The organism is Bacteroides sp. 14(A), assembly GCF_000526555.1.
GTDB lineage: Bacteria > Bacteroidota > Bacteroidia > Bacteroidales > Bacteroidaceae > Bacteroides > Bacteroides cellulosilyticus.
The window spans coordinates 2515676-2531114 of sequence record NZ_JAGH01000002.1 but is presented as its reverse complement, the minus strand read 5'-3'; the positions used below and the strand labels follow the sequence as shown (position 1 = coordinate 2531114).

Here is a 15439-nt window from a genome sequence, read left to right as displayed (position 1 = left end):
CCGAATTATATAAAAAGTTGCTTCCCATCTTTCATATAAAAGCATCGTTCTTCTTTTCCACGAGTATGATTATGAAGCCAAAGCAAAGCGCCATCAGGTACTCCCTCATAATAGAGTTCCGTACCCTCAGCTATCTGCTTCCCTAAAGATATCCAGCCTTTAATTCCACCATGATAGAACAATTCATACCGATCCCCCAAATGGATATAATTATCATCATTGCGTGGAATCAAAATAAAGTGACTTAGAATTTGTGGAATACCCAAATCAAATATAAGTTGTTCTCCCTTTACTGCTGACATATAAAAAGAACTCCAGTCATCATCAGTCAATAAATTTAGAATTTTCTTATGTATATCACTCAAAGGATGATTAGCCCAAATCTTCTCCGGCGCTATCGCTGTTTCTGCATCTATGCCATACATATACCATTCTCCAACCTGTATTTGTTTTTCCTCCGGAGCAGAATAGCGCACATACCTGAATTTCTTCTGTACAGTTGGGAATAGTATATTATAATTTATTTTTGGAGTGTCCACAACCTGGCATAGCAATTCTGCATCCCGAAAATCCTTACGATTAGCCCCTTCTATTTTTACTCCAACAGCAGTTCCTAAAAACATAGGATTTCTCCCTATCGGATATTTTCGCGTCAATACTATACAATGCTTTCTGGTAGTATCAGGAATAAAATATTCTATTGAATCCTCTTTCAGCAAAAAAGGATAGCTAAATGTTTTCATTTTCCCAGCTTTTCGAAATGCAGGAAAATAAATCAGGCCAGGTTCCACGTTGGGAAACTCAATCTTCTTTCCATGAAATTCAGAAATATCTATCGGTTGTAATTCTGTCCCTGTAAATACACACAAATACCCCCAATGTTTATCAATAGCTTCATTACTTTCCAACTTGACGTTACTCTCTGGGAAATACTCATCACTGGCATCTTTCATGAAAGGACGCCTAAAGAAAGCAGGAACTTCCTTGTCAGTATAAAGTCCGGAATACTTTTCCGGCTGTATTCCATAACAAGTTCTATATACCTTTCCTTTTTTCCGTTCCTCCTGCGGTCGGCGCACTATCTCACGCTCTATATAATTGAAAGGTACAACAAGTCCTGTCGTATCTATCAATGCACTCCAGAAATGACGACTATTGTAACTGGGGGACATTTCATAAAAATCCATTGTTATTGGAATGCCCAATGAACGCATTACATAGGTAGCAATATCACAATTATCTCGACAGTAGCCCACTCGGTTTTCCAACAAAAACAACGCTCCTAAATGAGGCAAATTAAAATCCGTATGATTAGTAAAGCCCTCTTCTTTCAGATAATTAGCCATCACACGCGCTGCCTCTACTACATCATTCCCCTGATATAGAGAATCAAGCACAGGAGAATAACGTTCATAATATATTCGTCTCCATTTCTCTAAAGGTTCGTCCCCTATCCTATATGGAAGAACATATTCACAAAAATCCTCAAAACTATATTGCTTGCTCCAAGAGCGTTTTTCCCATGCCTCAAAAGCCAAGTCAATATTTTCAATTAAGATATCCGCTTTAATCACGTCTATATCCTTCACCACTTGCGAAGAGCTATAATCGAAAGATTTCCAATGTGTCACAATCTCATCACTAATACGTCCTTGCTGAATGCTTTCTTTTTTCATTTGCTTCAGGCTGTCTATCTCCTTTCCTACATACGTCCGGTGAGCAGGTATATTTGCAATCAAAAAGCGAGCGGCTTTCAACTTTTCAGGCTGATTCTGATAATAATCTAATACCTTCTTAAGTTCAGAACTATTCTCTCCCGCCTGATGCAAAGTGTATTGTATTCTCTCTTGCATGTGATTTGTGCAAGAAAAGAAAATACAGCAAACAAATATTATCCACGAGCATTTATAGAAATACATTATTATCTAAATTTAATTACAGCATAGTTCATATATCAATCACAAAATTATATCCCAGTTTCTAATGAGATAATTCATTTAGCTCAACAGCTGATTGGGTGAGTCACTTACTCCAACTGATGTTTGTTTAAAATGAAAATCTATTTAATTAAACATATCAAGCACAATTATATGCAGTCGAGAATTAAGATATAAATATCTCATTAGAATACATTTCACACTGCACTATCGTAATAGCAGAAATCAGTTTCCGTTTTGCTTCTAAATTCGTATCTTCGCCTGGCTTCTAAATTTTAGGGGTTACGGAGCATTCGGTATCCTATTGCAGCAACAAGTCGTTTACCGTCTGCTCCTTTTAATAATTCAATGATCACTCTATATACTATATTATATGATATTCCATTACCTGTTCATCCTCATTCACATTCATAGCTATGATATATCAAAATGTCTTTTTCATTAACATGCAAACCATCTTGCTATTTTTATTTCTGATCCGTTATTTGAGACATCTACCCTATTGGGCTGTGCCGATTATTCGCAAAACAATAGGAGAAGACGCTGTATTACAATATACAGTTATGGTTTTATCAAAATGTTCCGGATGCTCTGCTTTATACGTAACGCATAACTCTAAGCTATCATTAGGCCTGACAGGCTTTTTAAAATACTCTGCGGAAGTACAACCGCACGAGGTCACAACATCTTGTATAACTAACGGCTTATCCCCCGTATTCTTCAATACAAAAACAGCCTTTTGTTCTTTCCGCCAATCAAATTTACCCAACGGAACCAATGTTCTGCCTATATCTGCTTTGGTTCTTGTCACCTTACTCTCATCCTTCCGCCCGATCTTCTCGCTTTGAATAATTTTCAGATAGAGTTCTTTTACTTTAGGATTTATAAGATTACCGATAGCAAGCACTTTATTGTCACTATTAAGCAAAAAAGTTTGAAATGCCATATCAGTTGGAAAATGATTCAACTTATTCAAACTATCCTCTTCGTCAAAGCAAACAGGATATATAAATTTATGACGCTCTAACAATGCATACAAATCCGATTTGTTTTTCGGATAAAAATAAAAAAGAACAGGAATATTTTTATCCAAACTGACAGAGTCAACCTCCATGACAAATCCTTTCCAAAATGGTAATCGCAAATTACAACTAAAACAAGTTTCTGAATTCACATATGTGACAATACGATAATCAGATTTCATTGATAAGAAGTCTACACTATCTCTATTATCATAAGTAATAAATGAGCTATTCTCAGGAAATAAAATTTCTTTACCCATCCATTTTTTTACTATACTATCAATAGCCTCTTTTTTATTCCTATCACAAGAATAGAATACCAGTAATAGCATTAAGAAAACTCTTATATATTTTAATCTTATCATCCTACTCTATTTGCAATATATCTTTCAACGAATAGACATAAACAATCGGATTTACCTCACGACTTAAGCCATACAGTATACCTCTTCCGATACCAAAACCATATAATGATTTAGATAACAAGCAGTGGACTATAGGATTACCCTCCCAGTCATAGACCAACAAATGTGAACAATTGTAAGCGTCATTACCTTTTTCTCTCACATTTTTCCCCGAATATAGCAGATATATAAAACGTTCATCAGAATCTATGTCGCTAATAGCATAGATATCGTCCCTGTCAAAAGTTACAGTTCTTCCGGTCTCTGCCGTCTGAAACTTTGGAAAAGAATAATGACGTTCCTGTTTCAGCCTTAAACCGCCATCAGAAAGTATCTCATAAAAATCAATCAACCCAAAACAGACCAGTACTAATGTATTTTGATTACCCGCCATTATAGTCCCTGAGAACAAAGCACCTTTATGTCTCTGATCAAGAGGCTCTATACTTTCATGTGCCGGATAATCCATACATGTCATCACTTTATTTGTTCTTTTATCAAACGAGTATATGCGTCCTTCGCTAAACAACCCGATACCAAATATATGATTCCCCGTTTCATAGAAACGGAGAGGGGTATCTCCTTCTTTTATCGGCAATTCATATACCAATGAATGTTTTGTGGTAGTATCTTCCTGCAACATTTCCAAATCCATTTCATAAATTCGTCCCCGCCTATAATCCGCAAAACGAAAGGAAGCGGGATGGTCTGTATCGACTGTAACATATCGCGGCATTTCATCTACGCCTTGCCCTATGACATTACGGACTGTGACAAGATCAGATCTCAAATTCCAAAATTCCAACTTTTTCTTGCCAGCCATGCTGTGAAAAATCAGGAAGCTATCTTTATAGTGGATATAGTGCGGATTGAGAATTTCCATCTTCTCCAAATCCAAAGAGTCAAGCAGTTGTAAATCTACTGTCCGTGTAAAATCAGAAAATATGGAATCGTCTTTACTACTACATGCAGAAAGAGACAAGACAATTAATATACTTATGAATAATTTCATTTCAAATATTATCTAAAAGGCGCCAAAAGCCAAGAAGCAAATACTACAAATAATATACTTAATTAGCATTAGCTTATTAACAGCCATATTATTCTAAATTCCCATTGAATAAAATGAAAACAATGTATACTTCCCGTCCTTTAGCGACCTTTACTATTTCAATTAGTTATGCATAAAATGTACCTTCTTCCTCCCATTGTTCCCAAGGATAATAATACAGGCAGTAGCTATTTTTCACACAAGCACAAGGTTGACCCACAATTATTTCATCCCAAGCCAATGCCTCAACATTAGCCAAAGCTAAATCAGACATAATATCAGATTTTTGTGAAGCATAAACACTATATTCTGCTACAGCTACAAAAGCTGCAACAAAAGCTATTTTCATAAATTTCTTCATTTTTATATTGCTTAAAATGAAATCCTATTTAATTAAACATATCAAGCACAATTATATGCAGTTAAGAATTAAGATATAGACATCTCATCAGAGCACATTTCACACTGCACTATCGTAACAGCAGAAATCAGTTTCCGTTTTTATAGAATAAAGCACTTAGCATCATGCGTCATTTGACTGTACTACCTTATTGAAAGTTCTGATTTACCTATAGCATACTCTCCATCCTTGCCTATCATCAGCACATACACGGCAGAATCGTCATACGAGACACAAATATTGCGGACGGTAGGATTCACTTTGTACACACAGTCCAATACACCATTGGCAGTAAAACGGATGACGTAGCGAAACTCTATCTTGCGAGTATGCCCTAAATCAGTTCCATCATACAACATATAAAAATAGTTTTCAGAACTACAAGCATCCATACAATTCCTTATATCATCCTTAAGAAGTTCAAAGCCGGAACTCTCCGAAATTCTATCCTCAAATCCTCCTGTTCCCAAACAGAAAGAATCTTTCTTCATCCAACTGCCATCATCCTGTTCCGCATAAAAAGCAATTTCGGAAGCATAAGATGGAGCAAACATCAGACACCTTGCTCGTTCGTTAAAAGCTAAACGCCCCTGAAACAGTCGATACTTGGCAGATATATCCCTTATGTCAAATCTTGAATAGAGGTCAATACATTCACTTTCCTTTCCTTGTGCATCAAAAAATGACAATATGCCTTGTTCAAACATCCCTAAACAAGCATATCCGTCATGCATTTGAGCTACCCTATCCGCTCCTTCCAAACTTACCTCCTGAAAATCAAAAATTGAATCATTAAACAGTCTATCAACCCGATATCTTCGGCAGATTCCACTTTGTCTTTGAAGCACGCTTATAGTATGATTCCTATCAGACACGTCAATAGCAAGAGGAGCAAGCACTTCACCGGGTCCCTGCCCTATGTTTAAAACTCGAACCCAAGAAGAGTCCGACAAATTATACAGAAACAATGCCTTTCCATCAATATTGTCCCCAATTATCAATATGCTGTCCACAATCTCTATCTGAAAAGGTCTACCAAGAATTGTTTCCAACGATATTTCCTGAAAAAGCAATTCGGAAGTTGCCAAATCTTCCATCGCTTTTCTCCCTTTTCCTCGATTGTCCTCAGAACAAGCCGACAACCCGGCCAATAAAACCACAAGAAACAAACATCGCAAATAACACATATACTATATATTTAAAATCAGATTGCTTAATCCCCAATTAAGCAATCCGAAAAATCATTATTTATAAAACATTTTATATCCCTTTCCAGAACCATCTGCAGGATAGAAAGTTCCACAAAAATCGCCATTGCAATCACTACTGTTACAGCAATCTACAGTTCCATTATTTTCTGAATTATTTGCCAATGCTTCCACATTCGCCAACATCAAATCGGACATAGTATCTGTTTTCTGATTTGCGTAAACACCATATCCTGCAATTGCTATAAACGCCACAACAAATGCCATCTTAATTATTTTATTCATACACTTTTTCAATTTTATCAGTATAAGATCATTTATTTTTTATAATTTACCACAAGCACAATACTTGTGTACCAGAGTCAAGATATTAAATCTTGGAGAGCCTTTGCTTTGCCATATCTATCGAAATAGCAAAAACACATTCCAAAATCAAATTCTATTTCCTATCTTTGCCTTCACCCCCTTCCTTTTTTAGAGGTTACGGAGCATTCGGTATTCCATTGCAGTAACAAGTCGTTTACCGTCTGCTCCTTTTGACATAAATTAATTAACGCTACATACCATTTATATGGTATTCTAATATAGGCTCATCCTCATTCACATCCGTAGCATAAATAACTCCACGCTGCTCATCTACCGATATGCCACAAATGTAATGGTCTAATACATATCTCTTTAACGGTTTTCCCGCCAAACTAAACACATAGATAAATTGCCCGCCATCCGGATGATTAATACCATTCCGGGCATCTCGCGCTATATCCTTGAACGAACGCCCATGAAAGACTGCATAAATGGCCCGATCCGTCACCTGCACATCGCTAAATCCCATGATACCCGTAGGAATACCATACCCCCCGGACACCTGAAATTCCGGTTCACCATGCGGCCCCATGCACACAACATGCGTACTATCTTTCAGATTATAAATTTCGAGCACTTCACCCAACTGAGTAGCAACAGCAAGTATCCCGCTTCGGGGATTGTAATCTATAAAACTACGCCACGCCTGCGCCAGAGCCGGACGGGCATTCTGCAAGGCGTCTTCATCGACAGTAGGAATAACGCCAAACTTATGCATCAATTTTCCATCTCTGCATACTTTACAAAAACGATTATCACCCGAATAATCGGGAATAATAAAGGTAGAGTCCTCACACATCACAAAATCAAGTGCCCTGAGAATATCCTTATCCAGATTCACCGCTTCCTGACGAAACAGTGAATCACCGGATAAAGCAAACCCAAACCTTGTTAATTCTGACTTATTAGAGTCTAATGTCCACAAAAAAGCCCCATTCCATCGAAAATTTTCAGCAGAGAGCATGTCCTGCGGTGCATCTCCACGCCTCCCGAAAGAAGACAGATAACGGAAATCAGGGTAGCTGAACGTATGAAAAAAATAGTCTGTTCCATGCAAATCAAGCACCACAGCTTTCCCGTCCCTAACATGTAGACGGGAAGGATAGCGGAATAAAGCTGTATCCAGCCGTATCGTCCTTGCTTTCAATTCTTGTTCCTGTGGGAAATCAGTATATGCTTTTTTACTGGAATCAATTGATTCTGGAGTACAGGAAATGAATAGCAGGATAGATATAACGCTAATAATATAAGCTATACGGAGCATCATACATATACACTTTGTCGTGATTAAGCGGACAATCAACCAAACCTTTACCAAAGCAGTGAACACCATCTGTTTCTGAATCCGCTAACGCTTCTATATTCTCCAACATTAAAGAAGACATCTTGACAGATGACTGTTTACTGTAAACATGTCCTCCTATAACAATAGCTACAACTCCCATAAATACCAGAATCTTTTTCATCTTGTTTTTCATTTGATTATTATGTTTTTCATCAATGATTATTATGCCGGCAAATGTAAATAATAAATAGATTCAAAATGCATTTACGGGAGTAAAAAAGGGGAGTAAAATTTTCATTACTCCCCCTTTATATGCTAATAATAAAGCACTTATCATTTTTCAACAAGCATGTAAAAGCCCTGCTCTTTTTGCTCGTTTTGACCGGATTCTATTATCACATGAGACTTCTCAGTGTCAAGTAACTTCCTGAGCAGGCTTACTGTTACTCTTCTGTTTTGATTAATATTGATATTTTCTAAGCTCCAACCACAAACTTCAACAATCCGGTTATTCGATAAGAAATGACTTTTTGCATGGACAAATGCAGAAAGTAGTTTATACGACTGCATAGGACATTTTACCACACTTCGATCTCCAAAAGTAAGCGTACACGCCTCTTCATCAAACAGGACTCCGCCTATTTGATATTTATTTTCGGAGATGCATATTACGAAATCATCCGGATCGGCCGCTTCATCGTCGTTATTCTTTTTTCGATTATTCCAAAAGAGAAGGACAAATATGCATAAACAAAAGACAACTACAATAGAACAAGAAACAATACCGGTCTTTCCCCAATCGGCACACAACCATGGGGAAGGAAGCGAAAGATAAGCCGTCAACTCAAGAAAATACATATCATCCAGATAGTAGGTTCCCAACTTAAACTTATCGGTCATCAGTGTTGAGTCTCCGACCATAAACCTTTTTCCTTTTCTGTCACCCGGTAATTCCGATTGCAACATAAGAGCACCGGAACAATAGGTGTGGCTATCATCCAAATCTTCTTGCCATAATTCATTCAAAACACTGAAAACCGCTTTGTCCACCAAAAACAGAAAGCCAACCTTTGCACTTAGGTCCTGTGAAGCAATCAACCGCTTTCCTTCTTTTATCGAATCGACCGCTACTACTGTCTCTCCTTCCGCTCATCATCATTTTCTAATATTAGTTCTTTATTTTACTCTATAAGTCCATCCAAATTTAAATAGGCAAATTGTATTTCATTATCTAATACCATTATTAATCTATTCAGCTCCTGATCATAACAAAAGTTACAAATTTTACGACCTATATTCAACGTTTTAATATAATTACCATCAAAATCATAGACTTGAAAACAATTAGGAAATCCCTCGTCACTCCAATTGCGTCCTCCTGCATATGCCGCAACAATCTTATCTTTACAAATCACCACAGCATCATAATAAACCATATCATTACTCGTCTTGTCATCCCAATAAGGACCATAAATATTGTATTTCAAATTACCATCAAGATCATAAATCGTCATTAGGTCATGATGAGCATAGCAATCAACTATCAGATTATGTTCCAATGATACCGCAAACTGGCTTCGCTTTCGTTCTACCTTGGGATGCCCTTCAACCAATAATTTCATTTCTCCGGTCAACATATTCCACCGCACCAAAGATTGTTGAAAATATTTGCTTTCTCCGACCATTATAGAACGTGCAATGCAGAAAGTGTCATTCACATAAACAAATCTATCCGGAAATTGCAATTCTTTCATATCTCCTTTTACTTCAGGTCGATAAAAAGGATTTTTTAAGATACTATCCACACTATAACTCAATACTTTCAATTTTCCATAATCAGGTACAAAAAATCGATGATGCACTTCATCAGGCACAATTACCCCCATATTCGTAATTTCATTAGGTCCTTCCCCCGCATCTCCAACTCCCATCAAATAGGAGAAATTATTCTTATCAAAGATAGAGATTAATTTTTCTTCGGATTGAGAATCACTTATCAATAGATAATCATTTACGATAAAAGGTCGCGCCCACCCTCCTATCAAAGGAGTATCTATAATAATTTCTTTCACAGATTCCTTTACATCAATGATATTAGTAGAATGATTCTGAGATTTTTCCACATCAGAATTTCTAAAGCAACTACTCGCAAAGAAAACAAACAAAACAAAATAGACAATACGTTTCATCAAAACAAAATTATTTATATTATTTTAAACATCAATAGAAAAAATCAGCCTATAAAAAGCTGATTTTTTCTTATTACATTGACTATAGCAAACAACAAAAATGCCTAGTTGGAACATTCTAAACATATTTTAGCAGCTGTAAATATCAACTCCATTTCACTTCTCTTTTATCTGGATATGTTTTGTAACAATAGCATCCCGTATTCCCGCTAGTACATCCATTCGGACAATCAGGATTCACCTCATAACGAGCCAATGCTTCCACATTAGCCAACATCAAATCTGACATAGTATCTACTTTCTGATTAGCATAGACACCATAACCTGCAATTGCCGCAAATGCTGCAACAAAAGCTATTTTCATAAACTTCTTCATTTTTATATTGTTTCAAAGTAAAAATCTATTTAATTAACTATATCAAGTACGCATATATTGTACAGTCGAGTATCAAGATACAGAGTATCTTATTGCACCAACAAGTCGTTTACCGTCTGCTCCTTTTAATTAGTTATTACTCTATATAGTTTTTATACTATATTCTAATATAGGCTCATCCTCATTCACATCCGTAACATAAATAACTCCACGCTGTTCATCTATCGATATGCCACAAATGTAATGGTCTAACACATATTTCTTTAACGGTTTTCCCGCCAAACTGAACACATAGATAAATTGCCCGCCATCCGGATGATTAATACCATTCCGGGCATCTCGCGCTATATCCTTGAACAAACGCCCATGAAAGACTGCATAAATGGCCCGATCCGTCACCTGCACATCGCTAAATCCCATGATACCCGTAGGAATACCATACCCCCCGGACACCTAAAACTCCGGCTCACCATGCGGCCCCATGCACACAACATGCGTACTGTCTTTCAGATTATAAATTTCGAGCACTTCACCCAACTGAGTAGCAACAGCAAGTATCCCGTTTCGAGGATTGTAATCTATAAAACTACGCCACGCCTGCGCCAGAGCCGGACGGACATTCCGCAAGGCGTCTTCATCGACAGTAGGAATAACACCAAACTTATGCATCAATTTTTCATCTTGTTTTTCATTTGATTATTATGTTTTTCATCAATGATTATTATGCCGGCAAATGTAAATAACAAATAGATTCAAATTGCATTTACGGGAGTGGAAAAGGGGGAGTAAAATTTTCATTACCCCCTTTATGTACTAATAATAAAGCACTTATCATTTTTCAATAAGCATATAAAAGCCCTGCTCTTTTTGCTCGTTTTGACCGGATTCTATTTTCACATGAGACTTTTCGGTGTCAAGTAACTTCCTAAGCAGGCTTACTGTTACTCTTCTGTTTTGATTAATATTGATATTTTCTAAACTCCAACCACAAACTTCAACAATCCGGTTATTCGATAAGAAATGACTTTTTGCATGGACAAATGCAGAAAGTAGTTTATAAGGTTGCATAGAACATCTCACCACACTTTGATCTCCCAAAGTAAGCGTACACGCCTCTTCATCAAACAGGACTCCGCCTATTTGATATTTATTTTCGGAGATGCGTATTACGAAATCATCCGGATCGGCCGCTTCATCGTCGTTATCCTTTTTTCGATTATTCCAAAAGAGAAGGACAAATATGCATAAACAAAAGACAACTACAATAGAACAAGAAACAATACCGGTCTTTCCCCAATCGGCACACAACCATGGGGAAGGAAGCGAAAGATAAGCCGTCAACTCAAGAAAATACATATCATCCAGATAGTAGGTTCCCAACTTAAACTTATCGGCCATCAGCGTTGAGTCTCCGGCCATAAACTTTTTTCCTTTTCTGTCACCCGGTAATTCCGATTGCAACATAAGAGCACTGGAACAATAGGTGTGGCTATCATCCAAATCTTCTTGCCATAATTCATTCAAAACACTGAAAACCGCTTTGTCCACCAAAAACAGAAAGCGAATCTTCGCACTTAGGCCATGTGAAGCAATCAACCGCTTTCCTTCTTTTATCGAATCGACCGCTACCACCGTCTCTCCTTCCGCCAGCACTATACGACGCTGCTTGCTTTCCTTTTTCGGCTCGCCTCCTTCAACAGAATAAGGAATTCCAAGTTTATCAAATTCCCGGTTTGCCCAAAGTTCCGTTGCGGATTTCAGTGAAACTTCCGCCTTTTGCTTACATATTCGGCGTTCTTCCATTCCACTCTCATATACCTGAAAAGCAAGCATTCCCACCACAAGGAACAAGATTCCCCCTAATACATATGAAATTTTCCTATAACGCTTCATAATACAAACTAAGTATTTATCCAATAATAAGTACACAAATATTTTTAAAGACAAGTACAACAAGCATCACCTCTACAGACAGAAGATATTGATTAACTCTTTTTTTACAGAATACAAAAATAGCTCATAAAAATTTAAAAAACGTCTTTCAACATGATTTAAAAGAAAATTAAGGCGATTGTTTTATTCATTTTCGGTTATGAATTAATTCACCACAGAGTAACACAGAGTTTCACGGAGTTCTATTCTTTTGATTTCAAATTGATTAAACTCTGTGAAACTCTGTGTTACTCTGTGGTGAAAACTCATTACTACATCGTTATGAACTATAAATGAAGTATCACTCCGTATCCGCTATTTTTGAGAAAAAACTCTTTCCGTTCTTTCAGACCTCACGGAATCCCCTGTCCATCGGCGTTACGGCTGAAACTTCCAGTTTTATAGTAGTTTCAGGTATCTTTCAGCTGAAATGCCGATGAACAGGGAGTTTAGGAAAAGCTGAAAGACTGAAAGAAGAAACAACACTTAATTGTATTGAATAACATCTGAAAACAAGCAGTCTTATGATCCGGAATAAGCAATGTTATGAATGATTACATTGCTTGTTCTCATCCACAACAAGCTATGTAATTTCAGGCAAGTCCGATTCCGTGACAGAATACGTAAGAGGTATGTAAGGAAACCAAGTAATATATGTATATAAACGCCCTTTTTGTATAAGTGATTTTTATCATTGATTATCAAGATGCTACAAAGTATCAATTTCTTGTCGACAAGAAATTAAGAGTTTGTCGACAGGAAGTTAACTTCTTGCTGGCAGACTCTTGACTTCCTGTAAAAAGGAGAAATAGTAAATCTTTCGGTTTCCTTACACTGCATGAACAGCATGATTGATAGGACGAATCGTATTAGAAGGCTAAACGCCCTTCTTCATCCTGTTCCTTTAACATCTATATATCGGTGGCGTTGGATATATAGATGCGACACATCCGACATATAGATGCAACACGTCCGACATATAGATACAACACGTCCGACATATAGATACAACACGTCCGACATATAGATACAACACATCCGACATATACTTCCAACAGACTACAAGTATATAAAAAGAGAAAAGACTTTTTAGTTTCAAAAAATAGTTGTTCTTTTGCAGCCTCAAAAGAAAAAAGAGTATGAATAAGAATGTACAAGGGCACATATTCGCCCTGACTGCCAATATTTTATGGGGACTGATGGCGCCCATCGGCAAATCCGCACTTATGGAGTTTTCAGCCTTATCGGTAACTACGTTCCGCATGGTAGGTGCAGCCGCCTGTTTCTGGCTACTGTCTGCATTCTGTAAGTACGAACACGTGGATCACCGCGATATGCTGAAGATTTTCTTTGCTTCACTTTTTGCACTGGTGTTCAATCAAGGAGTGTATATCTTCGGGCTTTCAATGACTTCACCCATCGATGCCTCCATCGTGACAACCACACTTCCTATCGTAACCATGATTATCGCTGCCATTTATCTGAAGGAACCTATCACGAACCTGAAAGTACTGGGTATTTTTGTAGGGGCCATGGGAGCGCTGACACTTATATTAAGCAGTCAGGCCACAAGCAACGGTAACAGCAGTATTATCGGGGACTTGCTTTGTCTGGTAGCGCAAATCAGCTTTTCTATTTATCTGACTGTGTTCAAGGGCTTATCGCAGAAATATTCTCCCATCACATTGAATAAATGGATGTTTATCTATGCCTCCATGTGCTATATTCCATTCTCTTATCATGATGTGGCAGGTATTCAGTGGACGGAAATTTCTACCGCGGCATACGTACAAGTGGGCTACGTAGTAATAGGTGGTAGCTTCCTTGCCTATATCTTCATTATGACCGCCCAAAGGTTGCTGCGGCCCACAGTGGTGAGTATGTACAACTATATGCAACCCATCGTAGCTTCTATTGCCGCCATTATCATGGGCCTGGGTGTATTCGGTTGGGAAAAAGGTGTAGCTATCGCCCTGGTATTCCTTGGCGTATATATCGTAACGAAGAGTAAATCGAAGGCGGACTTTGAGAAGGAAGGGAAAAAAGCGTGAATTAGTTACGAGTTACAGAGCTACAAGCTACAAGTGCCTTGCGGCATGATAGCGCAGCTACTTGTGGCTTGTAGCTCTGTAGCCCGTAACTAATTCTTCTTCAATTCTCCGAAATAGGTATCTAGCAAGCTCTTTGCTGCAACAAAGGAAGTGAGTTTGCCTTGCAGTACTTGCTGTTCTTTATCACTTAACATGGCTTCTATGGCCGGATTGTGGTAGAAACTATCGCGCAGACGTTCATTGATGCTTTCATACATCCAGTATTTGCTTTGCTCGTTACGTCGATATTCAAAATAACCGTTATCTTTCACAAAAGCAATATAGTCGTAAATCATCTTCCAAATCTCTTTCACACCCAGGTTATAGAAACCGGAATAAGTCATCACCTGTGGCGTCCATCCTGACTCGGGAGCAGGAAACAGATGCAGAGCATTGCGGAATTGCGATGCGGCCAGTTTAGCACGCTCCAGGTTATCACCATCTGCCTTATTGATAACAATACCGTCCGCCATTTCCATAATACCACGCTTGATGCCTTGCAGTTCGTCGCCTGTTCCGGCCAACTGGATAAGCAGGAAGAAGTCGACCATAGAGTGTACAGCCGTCTCACTTTGTCCCACACCTACCGTCTCTACAAAGATCTTATCGAAACCGGCAGCTTCACAAAGAATAATCGTTTCACGCGTCTTACGGGCTACCCCACCCAAAGAACCTGCCGACGGACTGGGGCGGATGAAGGATTTTGGATGAACGGAGAGTTGCTCCATACGCGTCTTATCACCCAAGATACTGCCCTTACTGCGCTCGCTACTGGGGTCGATGGCAAGCACTGCCAGCTTACCTTCGTATTTTTCCAACACATGCAAGCCGAAGACATCAATCGAGGTACTTTTTCCGGCTCCAGGCACGCCACTGATCCCCACACGGATAGAGTTCCCTGAGTAAGGCAGGCATCTCTCAATAACTTCCTGTGCTAATGCCTGGTGTTCGGGCTTCACACTTTCCACTAAAGTAACCGCCTGACTCAGCACAGTGACGTCTCCTTTTACAATACCTTCTACAAACTCCGCTACGGAACGCTGACGCTTTTTAGGTTTCGGGCGGCGATAGGGATTGACAGACGAAGGTTGCTCAATGCCTGCATTGACAACCAATCCTTTATAGGATTCATCGTTTTCAGGATGTTCCATGATAAGATTTATGATTTCTAATTTATGA

Annotated in this window: 14 protein-coding genes and 1 pseudogene; 1 reads left to right on the top strand and 14 read right to left on the bottom strand. The window is 38.3% G+C overall.

Annotated elements, in window-relative coordinates:
• Nucleotides 1-5: 5 nt before the first annotated feature.
• The 13 genes and pseudogenes from K429_RS0117150 to K429_RS0117085 all read right to left on the bottom strand — a co-directional run bounded on the left by K429_RS0117150 (nucleotide 6) and on the right by K429_RS0117085 (nucleotide 12131).
• On the bottom strand, nucleotides 6-1853 hold the full coding sequence (locus K429_RS0117150; RefSeq protein ID WP_231501874.1) for a hypothetical protein: 1848 nt from the start codon (nucleotides 1851-1853) through the stop codon (nucleotides 6-8).
• Between the two features lie 583 nt (nucleotides 1854-2436).
• Nucleotides 2437-3324 (bottom strand): DUF1573 domain-containing protein, encoded by an 888-nt coding sequence (locus K429_RS0117145; protein ID WP_026367706.1) that lies wholly within the window; start codon nucleotides 3322-3324, stop codon nucleotides 2437-2439.
• Between the two features lies 1 nt (nucleotide 3325).
• Complete coding sequence (locus K429_RS0117140; protein WP_081750898.1) at nucleotides 3326-4375, bottom strand: BF3164 family lipoprotein; 1050 nt, start codon at nucleotides 4373-4375, stop codon at nucleotides 3326-3328.
• A 166-nt stretch (nucleotides 4376-4541) separates the two neighbouring features.
• Nucleotides 4542-4775 (bottom strand): NVEALA domain-containing protein, encoded by a 234-nt coding sequence (locus K429_RS0117135; protein WP_026367704.1) that lies wholly within the window; start codon nucleotides 4773-4775, stop codon nucleotides 4542-4544.
• Between the two features lie 182 nt (nucleotides 4776-4957).
• Nucleotides 4958-5911 (bottom strand): BF3164 family lipoprotein, encoded by a 954-nt coding sequence (locus tag K429_RS0117130; protein ID WP_026367703.1) that lies wholly within the window; start codon nucleotides 5909-5911, stop codon nucleotides 4958-4960.
• A gap of 147 nt (nucleotides 5912-6058) precedes the next feature.
• Nucleotides 6059-6307, bottom strand: a complete 249-nt coding sequence (locus K429_RS0117125) for an NVEALA domain-containing protein (protein ID WP_026367702.1) — start codon at nucleotides 6305-6307, stop codon at nucleotides 6059-6061.
• A gap of 271 nt (nucleotides 6308-6578) precedes the next feature.
• The gene (locus K429_RS0117120) at nucleotides 6579-7652 is read right to left on the bottom strand and encodes a BF3164 family lipoprotein (RefSeq protein ID WP_026367701.1); all 1074 of its coding nucleotides are present in this window, start codon (nucleotides 7650-7652) and stop codon (nucleotides 6579-6581) included.
• Nucleotides 7627-7854 carry an NVEALA domain-containing protein gene (locus K429_RS0117115; RefSeq protein ID WP_369796085.1) on the bottom strand — a complete coding sequence of 76 codons (228 nt, stop codon included), beginning with the start codon at nucleotides 7852-7854 and terminating at the stop codon, nucleotides 7627-7629. The genes K429_RS0117120 and K429_RS0117115 overlap by 26 nt, the downstream gene beginning before the upstream one ends.
• Before the next feature lie 152 nt (nucleotides 7855-8006).
• Complete coding sequence (locus K429_RS0117110) at nucleotides 8007-8771, bottom strand: hypothetical protein (RefSeq protein WP_026367700.1); 765 nt, start codon at nucleotides 8769-8771, stop codon at nucleotides 8007-8009.
• An 83-nt stretch (nucleotides 8772-8854) separates the two neighbouring features.
• Nucleotides 8855-9862 (bottom strand): hypothetical protein, encoded by a 1008-nt coding sequence (locus K429_RS0117105; RefSeq protein WP_026367699.1) that lies wholly within the window; start codon nucleotides 9860-9862, stop codon nucleotides 8855-8857.
• Nucleotides 9863-10007: 145 nt separating this feature from the next.
• Nucleotides 10008-10238 (bottom strand): NVEALA domain-containing protein, encoded by a 231-nt coding sequence (locus K429_RS0117100; protein WP_026367698.1) that lies wholly within the window; start codon nucleotides 10236-10238, stop codon nucleotides 10008-10010.
• Nucleotides 10239-10379: 141 nt separating this feature from the next.
• A pseudogene (locus K429_RS28885) lies at nucleotides 10380-10913 on the bottom strand (BF3164 family lipoprotein); the annotation flags it as partial.
• A 156-nt stretch (nucleotides 10914-11069) separates the two neighbouring features.
• Nucleotides 11070-12131, bottom strand: a complete 1062-nt coding sequence (locus K429_RS0117085) for a hypothetical protein (RefSeq protein WP_026367695.1) — start codon at nucleotides 12129-12131, stop codon at nucleotides 11070-11072.
• Nucleotides 12132-13309: 1178 nt separating this feature from the next.
• Between K429_RS0117085 and K429_RS0117080 the strand changes: the two genes are divergently transcribed.
• Nucleotides 13310-14221 (top strand): DMT family transporter, encoded by a 912-nt coding sequence (locus K429_RS0117080; RefSeq protein ID WP_007212416.1) that lies wholly within the window; start codon nucleotides 13310-13312, stop codon nucleotides 14219-14221.
• A gap of 89 nt (nucleotides 14222-14310) precedes the next feature.
• On the opposite strand, the gene meaB is transcribed toward K429_RS0117080, so the two are convergent.
• Nucleotides 14311-15411: a methylmalonyl Co-A mutase-associated GTPase MeaB gene (gene meaB, locus K429_RS0117075; RefSeq protein WP_007212415.1), complete on the bottom strand. Its 1101-nt coding sequence runs from the start codon at nucleotides 15409-15411 to the stop codon at nucleotides 14311-14313.
• Between the last annotated feature and the right edge of the window lie 28 nt (nucleotides 15412-15439).

Bases quoted from the DNA above. Each gene is read 5' to 3' on its own strand.
- K429_RS0117130 (WP_026367703.1), bottom strand. From the start codon at position 5,911: ATGGAAGATTTGGCAACTTCCGAATTGCTTTTTCAGGAAATATCGTTG.
- K429_RS0117150 (WP_231501874.1), bottom strand. From the start codon at position 1,853: ATGCAAGAGAGAATACAATACACTTTGCATCAGGCGGGAGAGAATAGT.
- K429_RS0117100 (WP_026367698.1), bottom strand. From the start codon at position 10,238: ATGAAGAAGTTTATGAAAATAGCTTTTGTTGCAGCATTTGCGGCAATT.
- K429_RS0117085 (WP_026367695.1), bottom strand. From the start codon at position 12,131: ATGAAGCGTTATAGGAAAATTTCATATGTATTAGGGGGAATCTTGTTC.
- K429_RS0117105 (WP_026367699.1), bottom strand. From the start codon at position 9,862: ATGAAACGTATTGTCTATTTTGTTTTGTTTGTTTTCTTTGCGAGTAGT.
- K429_RS0117125 (WP_026367702.1), bottom strand. From the start codon at position 6,307: ATGAATAAAATAATTAAGATGGCATTTGTTGTGGCGTTTATAGCAATT.
- K429_RS0117080 (WP_007212416.1), top strand. From the start codon at position 13,310: ATGAATAAGAATGTACAAGGGCACATATTCGCCCTGACTGCCAATATT.
- meaB (WP_007212415.1), bottom strand. From the start codon at position 15,411: ATGGAACATCCTGAAAACGATGAATCCTATAAAGGATTGGTTGTCAAT.
- K429_RS0117145 (WP_026367706.1), bottom strand. From the start codon at position 3,324: ATGATAAGATTAAAATATATAAGAGTTTTCTTAATGCTATTACTGGTA.
- K429_RS0117120 (WP_026367701.1), bottom strand. From the start codon at position 7,652: ATGCTCCGTATAGCTTATATTATTAGCGTTATATCTATCCTGCTATTC.
- K429_RS0117135 (WP_026367704.1), bottom strand. From the start codon at position 4,775: ATGAAGAAATTTATGAAAATAGCTTTTGTTGCAGCTTTTGTAGCTGTA.
- K429_RS0117115 (WP_369796085.1), bottom strand. From the start codon at position 7,854: ATGAAAAAGATTCTGGTATTTATGGGAGTTGTAGCTATTGTTATAGGA.
- K429_RS0117140 (WP_081750898.1), bottom strand. From the start codon at position 4,375: ATGAAATTATTCATAAGTATATTAATTGTCTTGTCTCTTTCTGCATGT.